Source organism: Sphingomonas sp. jy18 (assembly GCF_056931895.1).
In genome coordinates this window covers 230,673-254,610 of sequence record NZ_JBXPBT010000001.1, presented here as the reverse complement: position 1 = coordinate 254,610, position 23,938 = coordinate 230,673, and the positions used below count along the sequence as shown (strand labels likewise).

21 protein-coding genes and 3 tRNA genes are annotated in these 23,938 nt (G+C 63.4%); 6 read left to right on the top strand and 18 right to left on the bottom strand.

The window, feature by feature from the left end; genetic code table 11:
- Positions 1-32: 32 nt before the first annotated feature.
- Positions 33-1,778 (bottom strand): apolipoprotein N-acyltransferase, encoded by a 1,746-nt coding sequence (gene lnt / locus AC0QC4_RS01235; RefSeq protein ID WP_483657837.1) that lies wholly within the window; start codon positions 1,776-1,778, stop codon positions 33-35.
- 47 nt (positions 1,779-1,825) lie between these two features.
- On the opposite strand from lnt, the gene AC0QC4_RS01230 reads away from it, so the two are divergent.
- Positions 1,826-2,245 (top strand): VOC family protein, encoded by a 420-nt coding sequence (locus tag AC0QC4_RS01230; RefSeq protein ID WP_483657835.1) that lies wholly within the window; start codon positions 1,826-1,828, stop codon positions 2,243-2,245.
- Between the two features lie 147 nt (positions 2,246-2,392).
- Here AC0QC4_RS01230 and AC0QC4_RS01225 read toward each other — a convergent pair whose 3' ends face one another.
- The 13 genes from AC0QC4_RS01225 to aroA all read right to left on the bottom strand — a co-directional run bounded on the left by AC0QC4_RS01225 (position 2,393) and on the right by aroA (position 16,333).
- On the bottom strand, positions 2,393-3,997 hold the full coding sequence (locus AC0QC4_RS01225) for a DUF4139 domain-containing protein (RefSeq protein ID WP_483657833.1): 1,605 nt from the start codon (positions 3,995-3,997) through the stop codon (positions 2,393-2,395).
- Positions 3,998-4,122: 125 nt separating this feature from the next.
- Complete coding sequence (locus AC0QC4_RS01220) at positions 4,123-5,631, bottom strand: DUF4139 domain-containing protein (protein WP_483657831.1); 1,509 nt, start codon at positions 5,629-5,631, stop codon at positions 4,123-4,125.
- Positions 5,632-5,730: 99 nt separating this feature from the next.
- Positions 5,731-6,363 carry a YqaA family protein gene (locus tag AC0QC4_RS01215; RefSeq protein WP_483657829.1) on the bottom strand — a complete coding sequence of 211 codons (633 nt, stop codon included), beginning with the start codon at positions 6,361-6,363 and terminating at the stop codon, positions 5,731-5,733.
- Between the two features lie 172 nt (positions 6,364-6,535).
- Positions 6,536-8,704: a M3 family metallopeptidase gene (locus AC0QC4_RS01210; RefSeq protein ID WP_483657827.1), complete on the bottom strand. Its 2,169-nt coding sequence runs from the start codon at positions 8,702-8,704 to the stop codon at positions 6,536-6,538.
- Between the two features lie 87 nt (positions 8,705-8,791).
- The gene (locus tag AC0QC4_RS01205; RefSeq protein WP_483657825.1) at positions 8,792-9,310 is read right to left on the bottom strand and encodes a DUF805 domain-containing protein; all 519 of its coding nucleotides are present in this window, start codon (positions 9,308-9,310) and stop codon (positions 8,792-8,794) included.
- Between the two features lie 78 nt (positions 9,311-9,388).
- A tRNA-Leu gene (locus tag AC0QC4_RS01200) sits at positions 9,389-9,474 on the bottom strand.
- A 45-nt stretch (positions 9,475-9,519) separates the two neighbouring features.
- A complete protein-coding gene (gene chrA / locus AC0QC4_RS01195) occupies positions 9,520-10,815 on the bottom strand; it encodes a chromate efflux transporter (RefSeq protein ID WP_483657823.1) in 1,296 nt (431 codons plus the stop codon).
- Between the two features lie 142 nt (positions 10,816-10,957).
- Positions 10,958-11,239 (bottom strand): integration host factor subunit beta, encoded by a 282-nt coding sequence (locus AC0QC4_RS01190; RefSeq protein WP_483657821.1) that lies wholly within the window; start codon positions 11,237-11,239, stop codon positions 10,958-10,960.
- A gap of 256 nt (positions 11,240-11,495) precedes the next feature.
- On the bottom strand, positions 11,496-13,208 hold the full coding sequence (gene rpsA / locus AC0QC4_RS01185) for a 30S ribosomal protein S1 (protein ID WP_483657820.1): 1,713 nt from the start codon (positions 13,206-13,208) through the stop codon (positions 11,496-11,498).
- A 251-nt stretch (positions 13,209-13,459) separates the two neighbouring features.
- Entirely contained in the window at positions 13,460-14,089 is a 630-nt protein-coding gene (locus tag AC0QC4_RS01180; protein ID WP_483657818.1) for a (d)CMP kinase, read from the bottom strand.
- A complete protein-coding gene (locus AC0QC4_RS01175) occupies positions 14,086-14,454 on the bottom strand; it encodes a CBU_0592 family membrane protein (RefSeq protein WP_483657816.1) in 369 nt (122 codons plus the stop codon). Before AC0QC4_RS01175 ends, AC0QC4_RS01180 begins: the two co-directional genes overlap by 4 nt.
- On the bottom strand, positions 14,451-15,008 hold the full coding sequence (locus tag AC0QC4_RS01170) for a hypothetical protein (protein ID WP_483657814.1): 558 nt from the start codon (positions 15,006-15,008) through the stop codon (positions 14,451-14,453). Before AC0QC4_RS01170 ends, AC0QC4_RS01175 begins: the two co-directional genes overlap by 4 nt.
- Positions 15,005-16,333: a 3-phosphoshikimate 1-carboxyvinyltransferase gene (gene aroA / locus AC0QC4_RS01165; protein WP_483657812.1), complete on the bottom strand. Its 1,329-nt coding sequence runs from the start codon at positions 16,331-16,333 to the stop codon at positions 15,005-15,007. The genes AC0QC4_RS01170 and aroA overlap by 4 nt, the downstream gene beginning before the upstream one ends.
- Positions 16,334-16,446: 113 nt before the next feature.
- On the opposite strand from aroA, the gene AC0QC4_RS01160 reads away from it, so the two are divergent.
- Together AC0QC4_RS01160 and AC0QC4_RS01155 are read left to right on the top strand one after the other, a co-directional pair.
- Positions 16,447-16,776, top strand: coding sequence for a TIGR02300 family protein (locus AC0QC4_RS01160; protein WP_483657810.1), 330 nt, complete (start codon positions 16,447-16,449; stop codon positions 16,774-16,776).
- A 100-nt stretch (positions 16,777-16,876) separates the two neighbouring features.
- Positions 16,877-16,952: transfer RNA gene (locus AC0QC4_RS01155), tRNA-Ala, on the top strand.
- Between the two features lie 255 nt (positions 16,953-17,207).
- On the opposite strand, the gene AC0QC4_RS01150 is transcribed toward AC0QC4_RS01155, so the two are convergent.
- Positions 17,208-17,283 (bottom strand) — tRNA-Thr (locus tag AC0QC4_RS01150).
- A 134-nt stretch (positions 17,284-17,417) separates the two neighbouring features.
- On the opposite strand from AC0QC4_RS01150, the gene AC0QC4_RS01145 reads away from it, so the two are divergent.
- Positions 17,418-17,963 carry a helix-turn-helix domain-containing protein gene (locus tag AC0QC4_RS01145; protein ID WP_483657808.1) on the top strand — a complete coding sequence of 182 codons (546 nt, stop codon included), beginning with the start codon at positions 17,418-17,420 and terminating at the stop codon, positions 17,961-17,963.
- Positions 17,964-17,993: 30 nt separating this feature from the next.
- On the opposite strand, the gene hsdR is transcribed toward AC0QC4_RS01145, so the two are convergent.
- The 3 genes from hsdR to AC0QC4_RS01130 are packed head-to-tail and all read right to left on the bottom strand — an operon-like array spanning position 17,994 to position 22,979.
- Entirely contained in the window at positions 17,994-20,297 is a 2,304-nt protein-coding gene (gene hsdR / locus AC0QC4_RS01140) for an EcoAI/FtnUII family type I restriction enzme subunit R (protein ID WP_483657806.1), read from the bottom strand.
- Between the two features lie 4 nt (positions 20,298-20,301).
- Positions 20,302-21,531 carry a restriction endonuclease subunit S gene (locus tag AC0QC4_RS01135; RefSeq protein ID WP_483657805.1) on the bottom strand — a complete coding sequence of 410 codons (1,230 nt, stop codon included), beginning with the start codon at positions 21,529-21,531 and terminating at the stop codon, positions 20,302-20,304.
- A complete protein-coding gene (locus AC0QC4_RS01130; RefSeq protein ID WP_483657803.1) occupies positions 21,528-22,979 on the bottom strand; it encodes a type I restriction-modification system subunit M in 1,452 nt (483 codons plus the stop codon). Before AC0QC4_RS01130 ends, AC0QC4_RS01135 begins: the two co-directional genes overlap by 4 nt.
- 221 nt (positions 22,980-23,200) lie before the next feature.
- Between AC0QC4_RS01130 and AC0QC4_RS01125 the strand changes: the two genes are divergently transcribed.
- Positions 23,201-23,653, top strand: a complete 453-nt coding sequence (locus tag AC0QC4_RS01125) for a hypothetical protein (protein WP_483657801.1) — start codon at positions 23,201-23,203, stop codon at positions 23,651-23,653.
- Between the two features lie 101 nt (positions 23,654-23,754).
- A complete protein-coding gene (locus AC0QC4_RS01120; RefSeq protein WP_483657799.1) occupies positions 23,755-23,934 on the top strand; it encodes a helix-turn-helix domain-containing protein in 180 nt (59 codons plus the stop codon).
- The last annotated feature ends 4 nt before the right edge of the window (positions 23,935-23,938 follow it).

The window sequence follows — 23,938 nt, the reverse complement described above, 5'->3', positions numbered from 1 at the left end:
CTTGGGATATAAAGATTGCTTTATGTGCGCCCTTAGCGGTGGCGGCGCGGCCTTGCAATGGTGGCGACAACGGCGAGGCCGAACAGAAAAACTGCGAAGGCCAAAGGTAAAATATTGCCGTAGCGGGCGAACAGCGTCGGCGCATGGGCGGCGGGGACATAACTGTCGATGCGGCCCGCGACGCCGGCCGGAATCGAGTCCAGCACCCGGCCGTCTGCATCGATGATCGCGCTGATGCCGGTGGGGGTGGCGCGGATCACCGGCAACCCTTCCTCGATGGCCCTGAGCCGGGCTTGCGCCAGATGCTGCGGCGGGCCCCAGCTGCCGAACCAGGCATCGTTGGAGGGGTTGAACAGGAAGGCGGGGCGGTTGGCGCGGTCGACCACCTGGCCGGAAAAGATGATCTCGTAGCAGACCTGCACGCCGACCTTGCCGAACCGGCCGAGATCGATGCTGCGCGCGCCCGGGCCATGGCGGAAATCGATCGATCCCGGGACGAGGCGGGAGATACCGAACAGCGACAGGATCGACCGCATAGGCAGATACTCGCCATAGGGAACCAGGTGCGACTTGTCGTAGCGCGGGCCGAGCGTGCCGCGCGCATCGAGGCTGAAGACGCTGTTGCGCGCATAGGCGATGTCGCGCCCGTCCGCGGTCGGATCGAGCTTGACCGCGCCTGTCAGCAGCACGTCCTCCGGCCCCAGCAGTCCGGCCAGCTTGGCGCGGGCAAAGGCGGGCGCCTCGATGTACCAGTCGAGCGGGTAGCCGCTTTCGAGATAGTCGGGGACGGCGGCCTCGGGCCACAGCAGCAGGCGCGGCGGCTGGTCTTCGCGGCGGGGTGAGAGTGCGGCGAGCTTGCGGAAGTTCGCGGCGCGCGCCTCCATGTCATATTTGTCGCCCTGGCCGATATTGGGCTGGACGATGGTGACGGAGATGTTTGTAGATGCAGACTGCCGATTGTTCTGCAAGAAAATCGCAAAGAGAACGGCCGCAGTCAGCACACCGCCCCAAAGCAACTGCGTCTTACCAGGGCTTTTCTCCATCTCCTCAATCTCACGCTGCCTTTGTTGCTTCGACAGGCTGCGAGGCCATTCCAGCATGCCACCCGCAAAAAGAACCAGCAGACCCGACACTCCGTAGGACCCAATCCAAGGAGAGGCGAGGCGTGCGACGGAAGCTGAATCGCTTTGGAGCGCTACCCAAATCGCGCTCAACGGGTTCCAAGCGAACCCCGAGAACACCCAGCTGCGCAGCCATTCGGTGACGATCCACGCTGCAGCAAAGAGGAGGGCGAGGGCCAGCCGACTTCCCCTTTCGTCATCCCCGCGAAGGCGGGGACCCAACTCCAGGTCCGGCGGGGTCACACCGGCAGGGGTTGGGTTCCCGCCTTTGCGGGAATGACGACGTGCGTGAGCGGCAAGTGCCCGCCAAACCGCCCACGCGCTCCAAGTCGCCAGCCCGATGAACACTGCCAGGTAAAGCGAGAGCAGCGGTACCGCGACCCAGCCGAGCCACGCGGGCATCTTCGCCTGAAAGGTGAAGGCGGTGGCGATCCAGTTGTTGCCGATGGTGAAATGGCCGAGCCCGAACAGCCAGCCGAGGCCGAAGGCGGCGCGGTGATGCGGTGCATGTTCGAGCAACCACAGCAGCAGCGCCAGCGCGACCAATGTTACCGGCCATAGCCCCAGCGGAGCAAAGCCGGTGGCGCTCGCGGCACCGATCAGCAGGGCGGTCAGACCGGGGCGGCGGAGCGCGAGCGCGGAGAGGCGGTTCAGCATCGCGGGCGCTCATAGCGGAGGATTGATGACGCTGCTATGGCGATGCCATGACCCTGCGCCCTTTCCACCTCGCCATCCCCGTCGACGATCTCAGCGCCGCGCGCGCCTTTTATGGCAGCACCATGGGCTGCGCCGAGGGGCGCAGCTCGGAAGAGTGGATCGACTTCGATTTTCTGGGGCACCAGTTGGTGGTGCATCATGTGGCGGGGCAGCGTGGCGATGCAGGGCATAACGGCGTCGACGGCCATGACGTGCCGGTGCCGCATTTCGGCGTGGTGCTGACTCCGCCCCAGTTCGACGCGCTTGCGGCACGGCTGGAGCAGGCCGGCACCACCTTCGTCCACCCACCGATGACCCGCTTTGCCGGGCTGCCGGGCGAACAGAAGACGATGTTCCTGCGCGATCCCGCCGGCAATGCGCTGGAGTTCAAGGCGTTTGCGGATGATGCGATGCTGTTCGCGCGGTGAGCAGCGAGATAGAGATTCGACCTGCTTCCCAGATCCGACCATCCTGAGCGTGTCGAAGGATTGTCGCTTCTCGCTGTCACGGAGAGAAAAGGCAGCCCTTCGACACGCTCAGGGTGGTCGGCCATCCGCATTAGCTGGTTCGTTCGTTCAATCCTCGTCCGGATTATATAGCCTCAGTCGCGCGCTGCCGTTCGCAGGAACCCGCGTCGTCCAGGTCCGGTTGCCACGGATGACCGAGATGCTGCGGCGCTGGCGGCGTTCGATGAGCCAGTCTTCCTCGTCGAAATCTTCGATGATGATTTCGGCGGTGATGGCAAAAGGATTGGCGTTGGTGACGGTGAGAATGCGTTCGACGGCATCGTCGCTGTCATCGCGAGGGGGACGGATGACTGTCAAACTGACCTGTGGCGATGGTGACAGAGTGAATTCGAAGTCCTCACCAACGGTCAGGTCGCGCTGATCGTCAAGCCCGATCAGGCGGCCGTCTTCGGAAAAGATGGCGACGCTGCCGGCGGGGATCGAGCGACCGAGACCATCGCTTTCACGGTTCCGCATCTTTAGCACGATATCGAGCGGGACAGGCGGGTCGCGATAGGCCCATGAGTCAGCCTCCGCGCGATACACGCGGGTGGTGCGGATGGCGCGGCTGTCGAGAAAGGCCACCTGCTTCTGCGCCTCGGCAGCGACTGTGGTCTGGAACGGCACGCGGAACAGGCGGAGCGTGCCGATAGCCTCTTCGGTTGCCAATGCGCTGACCGCCACCGGTACGTCGAACACCATCTCTGCGCGGCGTGCCCCCGTGACGATGATGTCGGCACAATCGTCTTCGCAGGCGTAGCCGGGCGGCGGAGGCGCGGAGAGCGGCATCACTCCGGGCAGGCCGATAAGCCGTTCGACGGGCGCGGTGCTGGTGCCGTCGAGCGGATAGCAGGTCAGGTTGAGATACGGTTCGTCCTGCACCTCGACCAGTTCATCGAAATCGCTGTCGATATTCAGCGTCCCCGCAATCCCCAGCAATTGTGCGTCGACAAAGGTCGCGCGGTTGCTGTTGGCGACGGTCATCCAGCCGAACAGGTCGGCCCGGTCGCTGTCTTCAGCCACGCGCAGCACATAGTCGGCGGACCAGTCGAAGCCGGTGGCGAGATAGGTCAGCGTGATCGTCACCGTCTGCGCGGCAGGGCTGACCGTATCGACACTGAGCACCGGAACATTGCCGAGACCGCTGGGGATTGCGTCATAGAGAATGGTTTCGGGCATGCCCGAACAGCGCAGCGCCTCCAGTCCCTCGCTTGATTGCACAACCAGCGCACCGCCGCTGCCGCTGCGGATGATCGCATCCTGTTCGCTCACCGCCCCGGTGGCGCGGATTGTCCGGCGAAGGTGGACACGGTTGCCAAGGCTGCCATCGAGCAGCGACGCAGGGGAGAGCAGGGCGGCGTCGCGATTCTTCTGCACCACCCCGCCGGGCAAGCCGCTGACCAGCGCGCTGACCGCGATGATGCCGTCGGCAACGCCCTCGAAACGGATGGTGGCTGCGCCCTGTGGCAGGGTGATGGTGCGGGTCTCGGTTATCAGCGCGAAGCCTTCGAGCGCTTCAAGGTCGATGCTGCCGCCACTCGAGCGATATGGCGCGCGGTAGACGGTGACGCTGGTGCCATCGACTGTCGAGGAGCGGACGATGGTGGCGGGCGGGGTTTGGGCGGTGACGGGAGCGGCAAGACAAAGCAGGGCTATCCACGCCAATTTCGTCATTCCCGCGAAGGCGGGAAGCCATCTGATGCCAGTGCAGACGGGCCCCACAGCGGATGGATTCCCGCCCACGCGGGAATGACGACTGGCCTGTTCCGGACCTGAGGCAGCGGCCATCAGCCCGCCCCTCAGTATCGCGTCTCATACACCACGACGAACTCCCGCTCGCCGTTGGCGGGGACGGGTATCGACCAGCGCCGTTCGCCCTGCCGGTCGGTCACGCCTTCGATCGGTTCGGACACGATGCGCGTCGCGCCATACCACCAGTCGAGCCCGGTCTGCGTCAGATCGACCGTCACCGCTTCGGGGCGCGCATTGGTCAGCGTATAGCGCATTGTGGTGCGCCAATAGGGGCGCCGCTCGAGCACTTCGGTGCTGATGACGCGGGTCACCTCGCCCGGCGCGGTGATGGTGCGGCGGCTGGCGCTGCGCCATTGTTCGGCGGTCAATTGCTCGCGGCTGACACGGGTGGTCAATACCTTGACATCATACGCCTCACCAGTGACGAGCGTGAGGCGGCTGCCCCGCGTGGTGTGGCCGATGGCGCGTTCACCGATGAATTGCGGCGCGCCATTGCGGTCACGCTGGTAGAAGCGGACGGTGCCGGCCGGCAGCGCGTCGCCCAGGCCGCCCTGCGACGCTGCAGAGAAGGCAATGGCGCTCTCCACACTCTGCGCCTCCTCGTCGCTGTTGAAGCCATCTTCGAAGTAGCGGTAAATACGCTGCGCCGGCGCCCCTTGCGCGTCGAGGAAGCTGACTTGCTTGGTCTGGCTGGCGGCGATGGTGGTGCGCCCGGCAATGGGATAGAGGTAGAAATCGCCGAGCCGTTCGCGGGTCGAGGTTTCGGTGCCCGGTGCGGCGAGCACACCGCGGCCAGGCGCGGGCTGGGCATAGCCGCGGTTGGTGTTCTCGCCGGGGCTGCCTGCGACCAGCACGGTATTGGCGTTGTGATATGTGGTGCCGCTGTTGTTGGTCAGCGTCACCCAGCCTTGCACATCGATGCGGCCGGCACGCTCATCGAACAGCGCGACATAGTCGGCACTCCAGGCGAGCCCGCTGGTCAGATAACGCAAGCTTGCCTGACGCGCCCCCGCACGGGCCGAGTCGACGGTGATCGACAGCGTCGGCCGGGCGCGCAGCCCGGCGGGAATGGAATCGAAGATCGCCCGTACCGGCAGACCGTCATCGCGCAGCACCTCGATCCGCTCGCCGATACGCAATACGACGCCGCCATTGACCGCCAGCACAGTGGCGCGCTCCCGCGTCTCGACGCCGGTCGCGGGATTGGTGCGAACGATGGTGATGGTTTGCCCCACCGCAGCGCGCATCAGGGAATCGGGCGAAAGCAGGCTGTAATCGAAATTCTGCTCGAGAATGCTGGTGCCATCGGCGGCAAAGGCGACCGTCTGGGGCTGGATCTGCGCCGAAACATCAGGAAATTCGGTGCGGACTCGGCCGGCGCCGAATGCAATATGGCGAACGTCCTGCACCAGGGCGAGATTATTGTTGTAGATGGTGACCGAGACATCGCCCTGCGCCGTTGTCGGCGCCGTGGCGGGGGTGGGATCAGTTTGCGCGGCTACCGGCAATGGTGTGCCGATGGCCGCCAGTAAAACTGCCCAAGCGCTTCGTGGCATCGCCTGTCCCCCCCCTGTTTCCGATTACTTCTGCAAAGAGTAATCGACTGAAGGAATATTGCGAGTGCTAAGTTACGCAGAGATGAATAGGAATGGGGGTCAGGCCGCTGCCGTCACCTGCGCGCCCGAGCATGCGTCGCTCTTGGCTTCACCGCCGCTCATGCCGACGATGACGAAACCTGCGACCACCAGGATGAGGAAACCGGCGGTGACGAGGCCGAGATATTTGTCGATGAATGCCTTGATCGGCGCGCCGAAGATGCGGAACAGGATGCCGACGGCGAGGAACAGGAAGCCGCGGCTGAGCACGCTGGCCCAGATGAAGGTCCACAAATCCATGTGGATGAAGCCGGCGGTGATGGTGATGAGCTTGAACGGGATCGGCGTGGCGCCCTTAACCAGGATGATCTCCGCGCCATATTGCCTAAGATAGCAGGCCGCCTGCGGGAAGCTGTCGGCGAGGCCGAGCGCAGCGAGCATCGAGGTGCCGATAGTATCGTAGAGGAAATAGCCGATCGCATAGCCGAACAGGCCGCCCAGCACCGAGGCAAAGGTGGTGATCAGCGCATAGGTGATGGCCCGCGACGGGTTGGCGAGGCACATCAGCCCCAGCATCGGGTGCGGCGGGATCGGAAAGAAGCTCGCCTCCATGAAGCTGAAGGCGGCCAGCCAGCCGGTGGCGTGCGGATGCGCGGCCTTGGCCATGGTCCAGTCGTAGAGGCGTCTCAACATGGCGCGGGCGGTAGCGGGGGGAGTTGAGCAGGGCAACCAGTTCCTCCCCGGAACGGGGAGGGTGACCAGTGAAGCTGGTGGAGGGGCACGCGGTTGCTACATGTGGTCACGCAACGCCGCACTTGCCCCTCCACCATCCTGCGGATGGTCCCCTCCCCCAAAGGGAGAGGACTTACTCGCTCGGGAAACCCCGGCTGCGCAGCAGCGCGCCGACATCGGGATCGCGGCCGCGGAAGGCGCGATAGGCCTCGGCGCGGTCGGTCTCGTTGCCGGTGGACAGCAGGATGGTGCGGAAGCGGTCGGCCACCGTCCGGTCCCACGGTCCGCCCGCCTCGGTAAAGGCGGCCCAGGTGTCCGCATCCATCGTCTCCGACCAGAGATAGCTGTAATAGCCGGCCGAATAGGCGTCCGAGCTGAACAGGTGCCCGAACTGTGGCAGGCGGTGCCGCATGACGATTTCGCGCGGCATGCCCAGCTCGGCCAGCGCCTGCCGTTCGAACGCGGCGATGTCGGTCACCGGGGTCGAGCGATTGTGCAGCTGCATGTCGAGGATGGCGCTCGCCAGATATTCGACCGTGGCAAAGCCCTGGTTGAACTTGTCCGAATCGAGGATCTTCTGGCGCAGCGCCTGCGGCATCGGCTCGCCGGTCTGCCAGTGCTTGGCGAAACGATCGAGCACCTCGGGCGTCATCAGCCACTTCTCGTTCACCTGGCTGGGATATTCGACGAAGTCGCGCGGCACGCCGGCGAGCTCGGGATAGGTGATATCCTGCAGCAGATAATGGATGGCGTGGCCGAATTCGTGGAACAACGTGTTGGCGTCGTCGAGGCTGATCAGCGTCGGCTGGCCATTGGCACCGGGCGTGAAGTTATTGTTGTTGGACGCGATGGTGGTCTGCGCCGGGGCGAGGCGACGCTGATCGCGATAGGTGGTCATCCACGCGCCCGAGCGCTTCCCGTCGCGCGCGAAATTGTCGAGGTAGAAGACGCCGACATGCGCGCCGGTGCGCTTGTTGGTCACCTCGAAAGTGCGGACATTGGGCTCGAACACGGGAATCGTGCCGGTGTTTTCGCGGAACTCCAGATCGTAGAGCTGCCCCGCCGACCAGAACATGGCGTTCACCATGTTGTTGAGCTCGAGATAGGGTTTCACTTCCTCTTCAGAGAGGTCGTAGCGGTCCTTGCGGACCTTCTCGGCGTAGAAACGGTAATCCCAAGGCTCGATGGTGATGCGCGGCGTGCCGTTGGCGCGCGCCTCGGCATCGGCGATGCGCTGCATGTCCGCGACCTCCTCACGGACGCGGGCGACGGCGGGACGCCAGACGCGCATCATCAGGTCCATCGCGCGGTCTGGCGTGCCGGCCATGGTATCCTGCATGCGGTACACCGCGTGATTTTCGAAGCCGAGCAGGCGTGCCCGTTGCTGGCGCAGCTCGAGGATGCGGGCGATGGTCGGGCCGGTGTTGTTCGCGCCGGGATTGTCCCCGCGATTGGTGAAGGCGCGCCACACCTCCTCACGCAAGGCGCGATCGGTGGCATATTGCAGCACCGGCTGTACCGATGAGCGCGTGTTCTTGATTGCCCATGCGCCGGGGCGGCCGGCGGCGGCGGCCAGGCTGGCCTTGAACGCTTCGGGCAGACCGGCAAGGCGGCGCTCGTCGGTGATGGTGATGACGCTTTGTTCGTCGGCGAGCAGCTTTGCACCGAACTGGGCGAACAGGCCGGCAAGCTCGGTGTTGATCGCGCTCAGCTGCGCCTTCTGTTCGGTGTTGAGATTGGCGCCGTTGCGGACATAGTCCTCGTAACTGCGCTCGACGATACGCATCTGCTGGGTGTTGAGGCCGAGCGTGTGACGGCGATCGTAGACCGATTTGTCGCGCTGGAACATCTTGTCGTCGAGCCGCAGCTCATCGAAGAAGGCCGACAGGCGCGGTTCCCACTCGGCTTCCAGTTCCTGCACGCGCGGGCTGGAGAGGTTGGAGGTCTGAACGCCCCAATAGCTGTAGACCCGGCCAAGCTTCTGGCAGGCCAGCATCCGGGCAAGGTGGACATTCTCGAAGGTGGCCGGTGCCGGGTTGTCGCGGATCGCCGCCATTTCGCTGCGGCATTCGTCCATCGCCTCGGTAAAGGCGGCCGGGAACTGTTCGGGGTCGAGCCGATCCCAGGCGGGCCCGCCGCCATAAGGGCCGGTGAAGGCGGCAGCCAGCGGGTTGCCGGTAGCGGCAGGGGCAGGGGCGGCGGATGCGGACACGGGTTCACTCGCGGTGGTGGCAGGGGTGCAGGCGGACAGGGTGGCGATGGCGGCAGAGCCGGCCAGCAGCAGGGCAATCGGGCGGGTCATCGGGGGGCGATCCTCTCTCTCGCTTATGTCTCAGGGCGAGACTGTGTTGCGCAGATAGGGCGGAGCCGCCGGTAGTTGCAATGGAAATCAGATGGTCGCGTCCTGCCTGTCCGGCAGGACGGCGGCGCGCGGGTTGGCCCCGAACCGGTTGTCTCCCACCGTGCCCGGCCAAAACGCCACCAACGAGATAAACGGCAAAAGCACGGCTTGCGCGATCCAGCCCAGATTGCTGACATCCATCAGGACGGTGGCGCTGAAATTGCCGGTCGGTGGAAACCGTACGCCTGCATAGTCGGCATAGAGGCTTGCCGGGATCAGCATGAGTGGACCCAGCAACCACCATCCGCTGAAGTCGGCGTCATGCAGTCGGCGGATAAGCAAGGCCCCTGAAAGACAACCGGTCAGCAGTGGCACCAGCCATTGGGGGGCAGCCAGTCCGATCGCCGCCATGGAAATAACCAGACCGGTGACCATCAAACCGATGAATATGTATCCGAAAACAAGTGTCGAGCGTGTTGACCGCCCGTCAAAGCGATGAAACCCGCGAAAAACATCGAACGCCGCGCTCAATATCTGTTCAAGCAGATTTCCGCTGCTTTGCTGCATCGATGCTCACTCCTTGCTTGGTGGAGCATGACTTGGTCGGGCGCAAAAGGCAATTGTCGTCGTAAAAGGCAACGCATCTGGTGCGGACGGCGGGACTCGAACCCGCACTTCCAGGGGAAAACGGATTTTAAGTCCGCTGCGTCTACCGGTTCCGCCACGTCCGCACGTGCCTCTCCCTTGCAGCATGCGCGGCGCGGGGCAAGGGCGGGTTATGATGCGATGCGGGCGATGAGACCGGCAGCGGCACAGATGGCCAGCAAGGGCAGGGTGCCGAGCTTCACTCGGAAGGTGAGAATGAAGGCCAGCAGGGCGATGGCTGCGGCCCGCCAGTCGATGGTCGAAAGGTCGGGCACCGCGACGTCGACCGGGCCTGCCGCTGCCCGGCCGACGCGGCTGAACAGGACATGCAGCGCGAACCAGAGCGCCAGATTGGCGATGACGCCGACCACTGCTGCGGTGAGGGCCGAGAGACCGGCCTGCAGGCGGCGCGCGCGCTCCAGCCGCTCGATCCACGGCGCAAGCGCGAAGATGAACAGGAAGCAGGGCGCGAACGTCACCCACGTGGTCATGCCGGCGCCGAGCAGCGCGGCCAGCCAAGGCGCAAATGGCTCGGGCATGCGCCACGCGCCGAGGAAACCGACGAACTGCGTCACCATGATCAGCGGGCCGGGGGTGGTTTCGGCGAGGCCGAGGCCGTCCGCCATCTCGACGGGGGACAGCCAGCCGTGCGTCTGCACCGCCTCCTGCGCCATGTAGGACAGCACTGCATAGGCGCCGCCGAAGGTGACGACCGCGAGCTTGGAAAAGAAGGCGGCGATGGAGACCAGAATATGGTCCTGGCCGAGCGTGATAATGGCCAGAGCCACCGGCGCGGCCCAGATGGCAAGCCACACGAGCACGGTCCTGGCGGTCTGCCACAGCAGCGTGGCGGTGCCGATGACGGCAACAGGGGCAGCGGCCGGTGGTGCATGGCTCTGTGCGGCAAGGAAGATCATGCCGATGGCACCCGCGCCCAGCACTACGAGGGGAAAAGGCAGGTTGAACAGGGCGAGCGCGGCAAAGGCAGCGATGGCCAGCGCCACATGCGCGCGCCCCTTCAACGCCCGCCCCGCGATGCGGGTGACCGCTTGCACGACGATCGCCAGTACGGCCGCCTTGATGCCGAGGAACAGGCCGTCGAACCAGCTGGTGCCTGCTGCGGCCACATAGGCGAAGGACAGGGCCAATATTGTCAGCGCGCCGGGAATGACGAACAGCAGTCCGGCAACCAGGCCGCCCGCCGTTCCGGCGAGACGCCAGCCGATGAAGGTGGCAAGCTGTTGAGCCTCGGGTCCCGGCAGGAGATGGCAAAAATTGAGCGCACGCAGATAGGCGCCTTCTTCGATCCAGCCGCGTTCTTCGACCAGTTCGCGATGCATCAGCGCTATCTGTCCGGCGGGCCCGCCAAAGCTTAGGCAGCCGATGCGGGCAAACACGCGGGTCAGTTCGGAAAATGCAGGTGCCATGCCCTCGTCCCTCTCGACCCGGACGTGCCGCGCCGAAACCAGTCGCGACACTTGGGCGAGGGACGCCTGAACGGGACGCCGCGTTTGTCCCGTGGGTCAGGGATTACCTCGGCCGACGGCAGGTGGCAAGACGGGGAGCGGGTTAGGCCGGGTTGAGCCGGTCGCGCAATTCCTTGCCGGCCTTGAAATGCGGCACATGCTTCGCGGCGATCGATACAGGCGCGCCGGTGCGCGGGTTGCGACCTTCGCGAGCCTCCCGCGCGCGCACGCTGAAGGTGCCGAAACCGCGCAGTTCGACCCGGCCACCACCCGACAATTGCTCGGCGATCGAATCGAAAATGATGTCGGTGACATTTTCGACATCGGACAGGGTCAGCCCTGGAAACTCGTCCGTGATTTCCTTGATCAGCTCGGAGCGTATCATGGCCGAATATCCCGGTGTCGGGGCGATGCCCGAGGGTGGAGTGTCCTCATGATGCCGCTCTGCACCAGCGCGTCGCACAATGGCCGGCAAGCTTGCGGTGGCCCACCCTTCCACCGTGTCGGCAGTATAGTCCAAACACCCGCCAAAGCAATGCAGCCGGTCGTTTCGGCCACGCACATAGCAAGCATCAACAAAAAAGGGCGATCTTGCGATCGCCCTTTCGTGCCTAAGCATTTGATTATTATAGTCGTAACGATCAGCCCTCGCGCTTGGCCTTCAGGGCCTCGCCCAGAATGTCGCCAAGAGATGCGCCCGAATCGGACGACCCATATTGTTCGACGGCCTGCTTTTCCTCGGCGATCTGCATCGCCTTGATTGAGAAGGTCGGCTTCTTGGAGCGATCGAAGCCGGTAACCATGGCGTCGAACTTCTGGCCGACCTGGTAGCGCTCGGGGCGCTGCTCATCGCGGTCGCGGCCCAGATCGGTGCGCTTGATGAAGCCGGTCGCGCCATCTTCGCCCACCTGCACTTCGAGGCCGCCGTCGCGCACTTCGAGCACGGTGACGGTGACGATCTCGTTCTTGCGGACGCCCGCGCCACCGGTTGCAGCAGCAGCGGCGCTCGGCGCGCCCTTTTCGAGCTGCTTCATGCCCAGGCTGATGCGCTCCTTCTCGACATCGACGTCGAGCACGATGGCATTGACCATCTCACCCTTGCGATGCAGCGCCAGTGCTTCCTCGCCGGTGATGCCCCAGGCGATGTCGGACATGTGGACCATGCCGTCGACGTCGCCGGGCAGGCCGATGAACAGGCCGAATTCGGTGGCGTTCTTGACTTCGCCCTCGACCTGGGTGCCGACCGGATGTGCCTCGGCAAAGGCTTCCCACGGGTTGGACTGGGCCTGCTTGAGGCCCAGGCTGATGCGGCGCTTGTCGCTGTCGACCTCGATGATGGTGACGTCTACTTCCTGGCTGGTCGAAACGATCTTGCCGGGGTGGACGTTCTTCTTGGTCCAGGACATTTCCGACACATGGACCAGGCCTTCGATGCCCGGCTCCAGCTCGACGAAGGCGCCATATTCGGTGATGTTGGTCACCCGGCCGCTGAACTTGCCACCGATCGGGTACTTGGCCATCGCGCCTTCCCACGGATCATTCTCGAGCTGCTTCATGCCGAGGCTGATGCGCTGGGTGTCCTTGTTGATGCGGACGATCTGCACGCGGACGGTATCGCCGATGGCGATGACTTCGCTCGGGTGGTTGACGCGCTTGTAGCTCATGTCGGTGACATGCAGCAGGCCGTCGATGCCGCCCAGGTCGACGAACGCACCATAATCGGTGATGTTCTTGACGACGCCGTCGATGATCTGGCCCTCTGCCAGATTCTGGATGAGGCCAGTGCGCTGTTCGGCGCGGGTTTCCTCGAGGATGGCGCGGCGCGAGACGACGATGTTGCCACGGCGGCGATCCATCTTGAGGATCTGGAACGGCTGCGGCAGGTCCATCAGCGGCTGCACGTCGCGGACCGGACGGATATCGACCTGGCTGCCCGGCAGGAACGCCACGGCGCCGCCCAGATCGACGGTAAAGCCGCCCTTGACGCGGCCGAAGATAACGCCTTCGACGCGGCCTTCCTTGGTGAATTCTTCTTCGAGGCGGTCCCAGGCGGCTTCGCGGCGGGCGCGGTCACGGCTGAGCATCGCTTCGCCCATCGCATTTTCGACGCGATCGACGAACACTTCGACTTCGTCGCCGACCTTGAGGTCGGCCTTCTGGCCCGGCATGGCGAATTCGCGCAGCGGCACGCGGCCTTCGCTCTTCAGGCCGACGTCGATGACGGCGAGATCGTTTTCGATGGCGGTAATGGTGCCCTTGACGACGCGACCTTCGAACTGGGTGTCGGCACCGCCGAGCATGTCGTTAAGCAGCGCGGCAAAATCATCGCGCGTAGGGTGAGCCGAAGTGGCCATGCAATTGTAATCCTTCAACAATGTTTCCGGCCAGGCGGTTGGGTCCGCTGGTCTTTTCTCCACCCCGGCGGGATTGCCGAAGGCGGGCCAAAAGGGCCGATTTCCCCGCCCGGCCGGATTGCCGGAGCGAAGGTCCAAACAGCCAGAGCTAGAGGGACGCCGCGCCGATAGGTGCAAAAGCGCAGGAAAGCAAGGAAAATGGGGCGAAGGCCGTGCTCGAACAGATTGGCTGGACCGATCCCCGGGTAAGGTCAGTCGATCCGGGCGCGCACTGCGGCGATCGCTTCCGCAATCGCCGCATCGATGCTCAGCGTGCTGGTATCGATCAGCACCGCATCCGTCGCCATGGTCAGCGGCGCCGTCGCGCGCGCCGCGTCACGTGCGTCGCGGGCTGCGAGGTCGGCGGCGATGGCCGCAAACGTCGGGGCCTGTTCGGTGCCGAGCCGCCCGATCATCTCCCGCCAGCGGCGGTGGGCGCGGGCATCGACGCTGGCGGTGATGAACAGCTTGGCATCGGCGTCGGGCGCGATCACCGTGCCGATGTCACGCCCGTCGAGCACTGCGCCGCCCGGTCGGGTCGCGAAGGCACGCTGGCGTTCGAACAGGGCGGCACGGACCGAGGGGTGGATGGAGACGCGGCTGGCAAGCCCGCCGGTCGCCTCGTCGCGCAGCACGGGATCGTCGAGCAGCGCATCGGGGAAGGCACATGCGGCGAGTGCGTCGGCGGGGTCGTCGGGGTCGCCGCCGTTCAGCGCTACCTGCTGCCCGACGGCGCGGTAGAGAAGGCCGGTGTCGAGATGCGGCACGCCGAAATGCGCCGCGAGCGCCTTGGCAATGGTGCCCTTGCCCGATGCGGTGGGGCCATCGACGGCGATGATCATGCGCCCTCTCCCCTCCCGCTTGCGGGAAGGGCCGGGGGTGGGAGCGAGTCGAAGCCTGCGTTTTCGGACAGGTCCACCCCACCCTCTCCCGCACGCGGGAGGGGCTTTATCCGCCGCATCCACAACGCCCGAACAACACCCGCCAGCGCAATCGCCCCCCACGCGACCTCCAGCACCACCGCAGCCAGATTGAAATGGACCGACAGCGAGATCAGCAGCAGGACGGCACCACCGAGGTTGAGCGCGTTGAACAGCAACTGGTCCATTGCCTTGGCCAGATTGGCATAGGCAAAGCCGATGATGAACAGCACGCTGCCACAGATGCCGATGATGTCGGCGGCGAGGGGGGAGATGAAGGCGGTCATGTAAAGTGGTAGCCGTCGAACTGAACGACTTTCACGCGATCATTGTTGTCGAAACTGATCCAGACCCAGCCTGGTTCCAGGTAGGCAAGACATCCACGATCACGCGAATTGGATCGACGACAGTCAAGCGCAACACCGTCAAGAAAGTCCGTGGCTTTTGCGATCACTTCTTGGCGATCACGGGCATAGCCGATGCCTAGTGCCTCGATCGGTTGGCCGACAAATTCATCCGCGCGAACCGATTTGACGACCATCTGGTCGCCGAAAAAATAGTGCCGAACGCCACGCCTATCTCGCCAGTCACACTCACCGGGAAAGCAGTCGGTCGAAATTTCGGTTAGCTGACCTCTCGCCGCATCCAGCATCGTGTCGATTCGGATGTCGGAAAAGCTGCGGTCTACGCGCTCCTGAATTTCGCTGGGGCAATAGACGAGTTCGGGGTCGCAACCGGGCGTCGCAGTCGATATGCTACCTATGGCAAGGGCTACGGCTCCAAAGGCTGTCAACATGCTCACGCTCACAGCCAATAGCACATTGGCAGATTGCTTCGTCACCCCGCCAGCCCCCGCAACAACCCCTCGAACCCCGGAAAGCTGGTCGCCACCGGGCTCATGTCATCGATGGTCACCGCCTGACGGCACATCAGCCCCGCCACCGCCGCACTCATGCAGATGCGGTGATCAAGTAATCCCGCAACCGTGCCGCCACCGGGCAATGGCTCGCCGCCGGTGCCGGTGATGGCGAGGCCGTCTTCCAGCTCCTCGACGCGCGCGCCGATCTCGGTCAGTGCGGCGACCATCGCGCTGATGCGGTCGCTTTCCTTGACCCGCAGTTCGTCGAGGCCGCGAAACACGCTGCGTCCCTGCGCCAGTGCTGCGGCGACGAATGCCACCGGAAATTCGTCGATCATGCTCGGCGCGCCGGCAGGGTCGGGTTCGACCGCGGTCAGCGCGGCGTGACGGACGATCAGGTCGGCGACCGGCTCGCCGCCGACCTCGCGCGCGTCGACTTCCTCGATGCTGCCGCCCATTGCGCGCAGCAGCTTGAAGATACCGGCGCGGGTCGGGTTGAGGCCGACATTGGTCAGGCGCACTTCGCTGCCCGGCACGATGCTGGCGGCAACGGCGAAGAAAGCGGCGGAGGAAGGATCGCCGGGGACGTCGATGGTCTGCGGCTTCAATTCCGCTTCGCCCATCAGCCGGATGTGGCGCGCTAAGCCGACCTCCTCGACGGACAAGTCCGCGCCGAAGCCGCGCAGCATCCGCTCGCTATGATCGCGCGTCGGCACCGGTTCGATCACCTCGGTGACGCCCGGCGTGTTGAGCCCTGCGAGCAGCACCGCCGATTTGACCTGTGCCGAGGCGACCGGCAGCCGGTAGGACAGCGGCACGGCGGGGACCAGCCCGCGCACCATCAGCGGCAGGCGGCCGCCTGGCGAAGCACTGATATCCGCACCCATGGCCGACAGCGGATCGATGACCCGGCCCATCGGCCGCTTGCTGAGGCTCGCGTCGCCGATGAAGGTTGCGGTGATGGCATGGCTCGCCACCACGCCCATCAGCAGGCGGGTGGAGGTGCCGCTATTGCCCATGTCGAGCGCGCCTGCCGGCTGCAGCAACCCGCCGACGCCGACCCCGTGGATGGTCCAGCTACCGTCTTCTTCGCGGGCGATGCGGCTGCCCATGCTGCGCATCGCCGCAGCGGTGGCCAGCACATCCTCGCCTTCGAGCAGGCCGGTCACCCGGCTTTCGCCGACGGCAAGGGCCGAGAGCATCAGCGAACGGTGGCTGATCGACTTGTCGCCGGGCACGCGCACACTGCCGCGCAAGGGGGCGGACCGAACGAAGCTGGCGGGGCTGGGCAGGGCAGAGTGGGTCATGGGCGCGCGGCTTTTGACAGCGCGCACCCTTTCTGGCAATGCCCCGCCGATTCGTCCCCGTACGCGCCGATCCGGCGGCGGCGACGCGCGTTTTCAAACGAGTAAGTCGACTTATGATCAAGCCTGAGTGGGGCACAAAGCGCAGCTGTCCCAAATGCGCCACGCGTTTCTATGACCTGACCAAGGACGAGCCGGTCACCTGCATCAACTGCGGCTATGCATGGAACCCGGAGCCCGTGCTCAAGTCCAAGCAGCCGATGCCCTATGAGCAGCTCAAGCCCGGCACGCCTGCGCCCGATGCCGACGCCACCGTCGGCGATACCGATCTCGATCTCGACGTCGATGTCGATGACGACAATGTCTCGCCCGACAATGATGTCGATCTGGGCGGCGACGACGATCTTGGCGTCGAAACCAGCGACGACGACGATCCGGAAAGCTGATTTTTGTCGAGGGGCGTCAATTCGCCCCTTGCCATGGAGGCGCATGCTCGTCTAAGGGCCGCGCCTCACCGCTGCCAAGCGTTGCTCGGCAGCAGGAATTGGGGCCTTAGCTCAGCTGGGAGAGCGCCTGCATGGCATGCAGGAGGTCAGCGGTTCGATCCCGCTAGGCTCCACCAAAATTTTTGAACAGCGCTTTGATTTTGCGGTATAAAATCGCACTCGCTATCCGCTGTTCCCACAATTGTTCCCACAGCGCTCTAGCGGCTGCGGTCGAACAGGATTGGACAATACCGAACAAGTACCTCCCTCTCACCGTTGAGTCGACGAGTGCGGCACCCATCGAACAGTGGGCCCGCCGGGGCGTCTCAGGTAGCTAGATGGCCGTTGCCAGGCTCGATCACGTCGTCGACGAAATGAAAATGGCCGAGGACTGGTGCCGCTTACGTGACTCGAACACGTGACCCCCGCATTACGAATGCGATGCTCTACCAACTGAGCTAAAGCGGCACGAGGGCGCGTCTAACAGCGGTCCGGCTAGAAGACAAGCGCATGGATGACGGGCAGTCTTGAAAGGGGAGCCGCAACCTCACGTCTGAGTGGTGGCAGGGCAGCTGGCCATTTTTCGAGGGTGCACTAGCGCCATGATTTCTGCCGAAACAACTGGGAAAAGCGGCGCTGTCGATGATGGAGGCACCCCAATGGGACATTCTCGCGATTCCAAGTCCACCTCGGAGTGGCCAGCACTGATGAGCATTTCACTTGCTGCCAGATACTTGAGTATCGACGAGGATAAATTTCTGGAGTTGGCGATCCGTAAAAAGCTTGCCCCGGTGGATCTCGGCGAGCCTATCGAGCGATGGCGGAAGTCCGACATCGACCGGCTTTTGAGCCAACTTTCGATTCTACCCCTCGAAAATTTGGAATTCAGAACTGGGCGTGTAATGAAGTTGGACCCGCACACTATCTCAGCACTGTCAGACGCAATCGCAGGCAAGCTAAGCACTTATCAATCTGACAGCAGGCCTCGCTACCTCTCGGTTGCAGAATCGGTCGAGTTTCTCGGGATCGGCAAGACGACCCTTTATCGCATGATCGCTGAGGGATTGCTTCCCACTCATCGGATCGGTCGTCGAACGTTGATAAGAAGTGAGGACCTGGAGCGGGCGATCTCATCGCACGCCATATGAGCATTGGTTACTCAGAGACGTTAGTTAGGCTTACATGAACAAGTGCTTCTGGATGTCGATGAAAGCGCCGCGTATGGCCATGATCGAGCCTAGCGCCCGCTTTGCATCGTTAGTCCCGCCATAGCGAATCTGTAGGAAGTCGCTGATTCGGTGCGGTGCCAGCTCGTCGATGCCCTGCAATTCGTAGGCCTGAAGGATGTAGCTCAGGAATTCGCGCATCTCGGCCTCGTAGCCACTGAGGCCCGTTGCCTTTGCGCCTTGCACTCGCTGAGACCGCGACAATGGGTCCAGGGTGAAGCGGACATAGGCGAGGACATCGAAGATATCGCTTTTGGGAGCGTCGATCAGGCGGCGCATGTCGTCTATGCGGTCCCGATCGTAGCCCATTTCCTCCAGCCGCCGGATAAAGACGGTGCGGCGGTCGGGGTCGGTCCAGATGGCCCGCAACTCGTCTGCGCTGGCGACCATGGTGCCGAGATCGCCGAACAACTGGTCCATGAACTCTGTGGCGGTAATCTGGCGGCCGTTGAACCAGTAGGTCGTCTCGGCGATGTAGCGGATTTTCCGCTCCTTGCCGTCGGCAAGCTTGACCACAATGCGTTCGACTGGCGGATTCGGATCGCCTTCGCCCTCATCGCCGCCGTCATCGTCCCCATCGCCGCCGCCGCCGACACCGCCGCCAGTCCCGCCTACGGGCTCTTCCGGCTCGCCGTCCCACGCGGGGTCTTTGAAGTGCTCATAGGCCTTCACGAAGTCGTAGATCGTGAAGAAGTCCTTGCCGTCGAACGTCCGCGTGCCCCGGCCGATGATCTGCTTGAACTCGATCATCGACTTCACCGGGCGCAGCAGCACGATATTGCGCACGTTGCGCGCGTCCACCCCGGTCGACAGCTTCTGCGACGTGGTGAGGATCGTCGGCAGAGTCTTTTCGTTGTCCTGAAACTCGCGCAGGTGCTGCTCGCCCAGCTTGCCGTCATCCGCGGTCACCCGTTCGCAATAATGCGGGTCGGCGTTGGTCTTCACCTGGTTGATGAAGTTGCGGATCCGGGCGGCGTGATCCTGCGTGGCGCAGAACACCAGCGTCTTCTGGCGCTGGTCGATCTGGTCCATGAACTCGCACACGCGGCTCATCTCGCGCTCGTCGATGATCAGCTTCGTGTTGAAATCGGCCTCGGTGTATTCCTTGTCGGGGTCGATCTCCCCGCTCACCACCTCGTCGTCGTCGCTGAAGGTGTAGGTGTCCATGGTGCTCGCCATCTGGCGCACCTTGAACGGGGTGAGGAAGCCGTCGCCGATCCCGTCCTTCAGGGCATAGGTGTAAACCGGCTCGCCGAAATAGCGGTAGGTATCGGCGTTGACGTCCCGCTTGGGGGTGGCGGTCAGGCCCAGCTGAACGGCGGGCTTGAAATATTCGAGGATCCCGCGCCAGGTGCTTTCGTCCTTCGCGCCGCCGCGGTGGCATTCGTCGATCACGATGAAGTCGAAGAAATCCGGCTCATAGCCTTCGAACCGGAACTCGTCCTCGCCGGTCATGAAGGTCTGGAAGATCGTGAAGAACACGCTCGCATTGGTCGGCACTTTGCCCTGCTTGCGGATTTCCTCGGGGCTGATCCGGCACAGCGCATCGGGCGGGAAGGCGCTGAAGGCGTTATAGGCCTGATCGGCGAGGATGTTACGATCGGCGAGGAACAGGATGCGCGGGCGGCGGACCGGTTCGCGGGTCAGGTTCCAGCGCGACTGGAACAGCTTCCACGCGATCTGGAACGCGATGGAGGTCTTGCCGGTGCCGGTGGCGAGCGTCAGCAGGATGCGCTGCTGGTCCTTGGCAATCGCCTCGAGCACAGCGGTGATGGCATTGTGCTGGTAATAGCGCGGCTGCCACTTGCCGCCGCCGGTTTCGAAAGGGATCGCGCCGAAGCGTTCGCGCCAGGCATTGCCGGTGGGGAAGCAGCGCTGCCACAGTTCGTCGGGCGTCGGGAAAGGCGGGGCGATGTTGCCCTCCTTGCCCGTGTGCATATCGACCTCATACCACTCGGCCCCGTCGGAGGCGTAGGCGAAGCGGGCCTTCAGCCGGGTTGAGTAATCCTTGGCCTGTCCGACGCCGGCGCCTGCCCCCTTGCCGTGGCGCTTGGCCTCCATGGTGGCGAGTTTCTGGCCGCGGTATTCGAAGACATAGTCTGCCGAGAGCGGAGCCCCGCGCTGGCCGCCGGGCATGATCCGCCCCGGGCAGATGGCCTCACGCCGGATATGCGCTCCCTCGACCACACCCCAGCCAGCCGCACGCAGCACGGGATCGATGCGATTGGCGCGGGTATCGGCTTCGGTCTCGTGCATCGGTTCAGGTTAGCTCCCCGGCGAACGCCTTCTGGAGGAGGGATTGACGGAGATCGGCCAAGTCGGCGACGGCTTGGGCATATTTCGATCTTAGTGAGGCAGACTGCTGCCGCATCGCGCGGACTTCAGAAAGAACAGCCTCCTGCACTTCAACCGGGGGAACTGGTAGCACCAACTCTTTGACCATCCCGCAAGTTAGATGAGGCACCGTTGAGCCGGTTCTAATCGCTTGGAACTGCTCTTGCATCTGCGGCGTGTTAAAAATCGCAGAGAGATATTCTCCAGAAAGAACCTCCTTGATTGTCGTCAGAACGATCATCGCGTGGCAATTATGGCCAGCATGTTCCTCTGGGACGACGGCGGAATGGCCAATATGACCGCTCTGCACCAATAGAACGTCATCTGCCTTCAGCTTTGATTTCTTGTTTTTTTCATTGAAAGCGCTGGAGACGTAGGTCTTCCTATCAAAGGTAAGCTGATTGTTACGAACATGGCGCGCCAGAAGATAGGGCACACCGTCATCAACGTAGATGTCGCGTGTAGGGCCAACGTAACCGTTGGTTAGCCGCGTCACGATTGAACCGAGGCGCAACGACCTCTCCCTGCCATTCGCCAATCGGTGGATCACGGCGTCAACGGCAGTGCCGAACAACTCCTCCGCATCCGCCAGATTGGCTTCGGCGAGGGCGCGGGCGCGGTCGAGGGCGGCGAAGGCCTGATCCAGCACCGCAACAATCCGCTTCTGCTCCTCCAGCGGGGGGAGCGGGATCTGTACAGTCTTGAGGCTCGTGGCCGATAACTCCTTGAACGTCGTCCCGGTGCCGAGGTCGTTCAGCAGCTCTCGGCTATGCAGCAGGAAATAGTAGAGGAAACCGTAATCCAGCTTCGATCCGGGCACGAGAGCGCGGCAGCCTTGGTTGAAGGCCATCGGAACGGTATTGATGGCAAGGTGGCCGATGGGTGCGCGTGTCGACAGGATTACCGACTTTGGGGGCGCAAGCCGCGCGGATGACTTGGCAAGGCCCATTGCAGTGATCGTCCGGGGAGTCTGGGCGATCTCTCGCTCGGCCATCTTGCCCATATCGGCAGGGGTAAGCCACTGATGCTCCCCATCCCAGAACTCAGCCACGTTCGACTTGGGCGTGCCGCCGTTCACTATGTCGGCGACGTCGGCCAGCTTCGCTTGTGGCCAAGCCTTCACGGAGGGAGCATCCAAGACCGCGGCTGCGCTCACAGCATCCCCCGGATCTCTTCGAGGATTTGCCGCGTCTCTTCGTCGCGGGCGAGCATGTCGGCGATGATCTGCTCTGGTGCGCGCAGCGGCGGTTCCTCTGGGGCGGTGGGATTGCGAACCGACAGATCCCATGTCGACTTATCGAGATCGTCGACGTTCACCATCCAGCTCTTGGCGCTGTCTGCCTTGTCCGGTTGGAGCGCGACGAACTCGGCAAGGTCATCGTCGTTCAGCGGATTGGTCTTGCCGAGCGAGCGGCCCGGATCGAGCTGGTAATACCAGACCTGCCGGGTGGGTGCGCCCTTCTCGAAAAACAGCACCACCGTCTTCACGCCAGCGCCTTGAAACGTGCCGCCGGGGCAATCGAGCACGGTGTGGAGGTTGCAGCTGGTCAGCAATTCCTTGCGCAACTCGACGCTGGCGTTGTCGGTGTTGCTCAGAAACGTGTTCTTGATCACCACCGCCCCGCGCCCGCCCGCCTTCAGCTTGCGGATGAAGTGCTGCAGGAAGAGGTAGGCGGTCTCCCCGGACTTGATCGGGAAGTTCTGCTGCACCTCCTTGCGCTCACCCCCGCCGAAGGGTGGGTTGGCCAGAACGATGTCGTGACGGTCGGCCTGCTGGATGTCCATCACGTTCTCGGTGAGCGTGTTGGTGTGGCGGATCTGCGGCGCCTCGATCCCGTGCAGGATCATGTTCATGACGCCCAGCACATAGGCGAGCGACTTCTTCTCCTGCCCGTAGAAGGTCCTGCGCTGGAGCACGTCCCACTCGGCCGCGGACAGGTCTGGGCAGCGAAGGTATTCGAACGCTTCGCACAGGAATCCGGCCGAGCCAGCCGCGCCGTCATAGATGGTCTCGCCGATCCTGGGATCGACCACCTTGATCATGGCGCGGATGAGCGGGCGCGGGGTGTAGTATTCGCCGCCATTGCGTCCGGCATTGCCCATGCGCTTGATGCGGGTTTCGTAAAGGTCGGACAACTCGTGCTTGGCCTTGCTGCTGCCGAAATCGAGCGTGTCGACGATGTCGATCACGTCGCGCAGGGAGTAGCCGGACCGGAACCGATTGATGATCTCTGTGAAGATCTCGCCGATCTTGTACTCGATCGTATCGGGATCGTCCGCGTCGGCGCTGAAGGTCTTGAGGTAGGGGAACAGATCGCCGTTGACGAAGTCGATCAGGTCCTGCCCCGTCATGGCGATCTGGTGATCGATTTCGCCATCATCCCGTTTGGGCGCGGCCCACACGTCCCAGCGAAACTCCGGCTCCAGGATGGGCGTGTAAGCCCGGCCCTCCAGTTCCGCCTCGTCCTCCTGCGCAGCCTCAAAGTCGTCGAGGTATTTGAGGAACAGGAGCCAGCTGGTCTGCTCTGCGTAGTCGAGCTCAGACGCCAGACCCTCGTCATTACGCATGGCCCGGTCGATATTGTTGAAGGCGTTTTCGAACATGGCTGTGAGCTACCCAGCATCGTCGGGCGGGACAAGCGGTATTGGTGTTCGATGCTGTACGATTTGGGGCTATACCATGCACTGGATTGGTCAGGCGGGAGCGGCCCAACGTGCCGAAAAAGGGAAAGTCACTAAGGCCAGTCCAGGCAACGAGTATTTTCGCGAAGCGGTTTAATCGGGTCGTTCCGACACGGCGCAGGGTGCGGTTACCACTCCATCCTATGGCTGTTTTGATCGATTTGCGGAATGGCTCGCTCAGCTCGCTGGATGCTTACTTGAAGAAGCACCGCGGCATTCCGGATCGGGAGGTGGCATTGGAGCTGAGCAACCTGCTCTCAGGTTCGGCAGCGCAGACCAAGTTTAGACTGATGGTGGTTGATCACCCGGACGGACCACCCTCCAAGGGTGGGCGTCCGAAATTGGCGACCAAGACACCAAAGCGGAATGAGCTGGAACTGTACGGCGAGTATCTCGCTCAATTGAGCGTTATCGGCAAGACGAAGGCCGCCCGCGAGCAGGCGGCAAAGGCGTGTCGGGTCAGCACGGACACAATACGTCGCGCCATTAAGAAGGTGGAGGCGACGGAACAGGAAGAGCGCGAGCGCCAAATGAATCGACACCGGTGGGAGTGTGCTCTCGAACGTGTGAAGGAAATAAGCGGGACTGACACATAGCAAGAAACCTCCCGAGGTTTTGTGCACCCCCTGAATGCTGGCGAATCCCAGATATCCTTGCCAGTCCGTCCTCATCCGACGTGAGTTGAGGGCGTTTCAACATGATCAAGCAGCAAGAAAAACTGGCCTACAGCATTCGTGAGGCCTGCGCCGCATCAAGCCTGAGTCGTTCGACGTTGTATTCGCATATCTCCGCAGGTCGGTTGCAGGTTGTCCGTGTTGGCGGGCGGACTGTCGTCCCGGCGGAGGCCTTGCGTGCGCTGCTGTCCGGACAGGCATGAGCCA